Here is a 2,251-nt window from a genome sequence, read left to right on the forward strand (position 1 = left end):
GTGTCGTACCGGCGGGTGGGCGGGCGTCGGCCGGTAGGCGAAGGTCCCAGCCGGGATAGATGAGGTCGCAGTCACGTAGGACGCCACGGGCCCCCTTGGCGAAGTGGCGGTGCTTGTTCAGCGCGCAGATCTCCGGCCACCGGTTCGCGTCGCCGAGCCACTGTTTGGCGATCGTGGACAGGGTGTCGTGGCGTTCGACGACGTAGATGTACTGGTGTTCGGCGACTCTGATGATGGCCGGCCCCCGGGCCGCAGCCTGCCGGGGAATGTCCGCTGCGGCGACGGTGGTGGCCGCGCGACCGTCGTCACCGGCATCGTTGGGGTTGCCGACGGAGGTGACGGCAAGCGCGGCGGTGCCGGCCAGTCCGAAGACGAGGCGGTGCAGCGGTGCGGGCAACCGGACGACTGGGATCCGCCAGCGGGTCGCCGCGGCGACGAGTTCGGCGATGAGCAGCAGCGCGAACGCGCCCCAGAGCAGCCACATGCCCCACAGCGCCGCGCCGACAAGAACGTCGGGGGTGAACCGTCCGCCGAACTTGTCGAACCACTCAGGAATCTGCGACCAGGCCGGTAGCCGTCGCATCGGATTGCCGCCGACCATCCACAGCAGCGTCGGCACCGCAATCAGGAACAGCAGGATCGCGGAAACGGTGTGGACGGTTCTTGCCAGGGTGCGGGGTAGCGGTTCACGGTCAGATGGCGGGTCGTGGGGTAGGTAGACGGTGTCGCGGGTGCCGTACTCGGTGAGTGTGTCGTGTCTGTCCGGAACCCTCGACTGCACGTACCTCTCCCCCGTCTCGCGGATGTCGATCTCCATCGCATACACGACAACACGCGGCTGCGGCCATCCCGTGAAGCAAGATTCTCACTATTCGCGTCAATGATTCACGTTACCGGAAACGTATTTGACGCCGCGCCGTGCCGGCGAGTGAGATTGTCGATCATGTCAAACGGAGGTGTCAGACTCTCGGTCGATCTCAGCTCGTCGGCCGTCGCCGCCACCGCAGATCGCCACGGTGTCCGGGTGCCGATCCTCATCGACGGGCGCCTTGTCATGCCACCGGGCGTCGCCGTCTCCGCCGACGGGCAGCTCTACATCGGCCTCGACCCGACGGCAGCGCGGGCACTGCCACCCGACCACCAGTTCGTCACCAATCCGGCCCTGATACTCGGCCCGCAACCACCCACGACAGACGCTGCGCAACCGGTCGACCCGGCAGGACTACTCGCCGCCATGCTGCGCCACGTCGCGCTCCACGCGACCCACCAGGCCGGCGGGCCCGTCACCGCGCTCACCGTGACCATCCCCGCGAACTGGGGACCACGACGTCGAGGACAACTCACCACCGCCGTGACCCACACCGGGCTCCCCTCCCCCGCCCTGGTCACCGCGCCAGCGGCACTCGCCGCCCACGCCCGCATGCTCGGCCTCACCTTCCCGACCGGTTCCTGCCTGCTCACCTGCCAAACGAACCCGTCCCCCGCCGTTCTCACCGTCATTCAGGCGACAACCGACGGCTACCGGGAACTGGCGACCCGGCAGATCGACGGTCGGTACGACCTCGACCACCTCGTCGTCCGCCACGTCATCCACACCGCAACCGGTGACGACGACCCCCTCCGCACCACCATCGACCAGCCCGGAAATATCCCGCCAGACGGACTCGACGCGCTGCTCGAATCCGTCCGCACCGCCCGCCACCTGCTCACCACACAGGAACGCGCACCGATCCTGCTACCCGAACCCCGACAGCCAGCTGTCATCACCCGCGACGACGTCACCACCGCCGCGCAGCCACTCCTCGCCGGGATCTCCGACTCCGTCGACGCCCTCCTCGACGCCGCCGACGTCGACAGACAACACCTGCACGGCGTCGTCCTCCGGCACCCCAACGACATCCCCGGCCTGGCCCAGCATCTCGCCGCCGCCACCGGCACCACGCCGGTCCTCACCGACCACCCCCACGGCCTCGCCGACGGGGCCCTCACCCTCACCTCCACCCCTCAACCCGGGGCCACCGCCGCGTCCACACAGCTACCACGGGTACGACTACGCGTCAGCGACCTCACCGGAGCACTCGTCATCGGCGCATGCTCCCTGGCCCTACTCCTCCAGGCCATCCTCACCGCCGACATCACCACCATTTACCTCGACGTCATCGGCGTACGCACCTCACTGCCCCAACTCGGCACCGCCGGCGCACTCGCCATGATCACCGCCTACGCCGTGGCGCACCTCGCACCCACCACC

1 protein-coding gene and 1 pseudogene are annotated in these 2,251 nt (G+C 68.7%); one reads left to right on the top strand and one right to left on the bottom strand.

The window, feature by feature from the left end:
* The coding region (locus tag GSF22_RS33025; protein ID WP_208817832.1) for a LysM peptidoglycan-binding domain-containing protein at positions 1–817 on the bottom strand (817 nt) is incomplete at its 3' end.
* Between the two features lie 207 nt (positions 818–1,024).
* Between GSF22_RS33025 and GSF22_RS33030 the strand changes: the two are divergent.
* Positions 1,025–2,251, top strand: a pseudogene (locus GSF22_RS33030) (hypothetical protein); the annotation flags it as partial.

Source organism: Micromonospora echinofusca (genome assembly GCF_017614955.1).
Lineage (GTDB): Bacteria > Actinomycetota > Actinomycetes > Mycobacteriales > Micromonosporaceae > Micromonospora > Micromonospora echinofusca_A.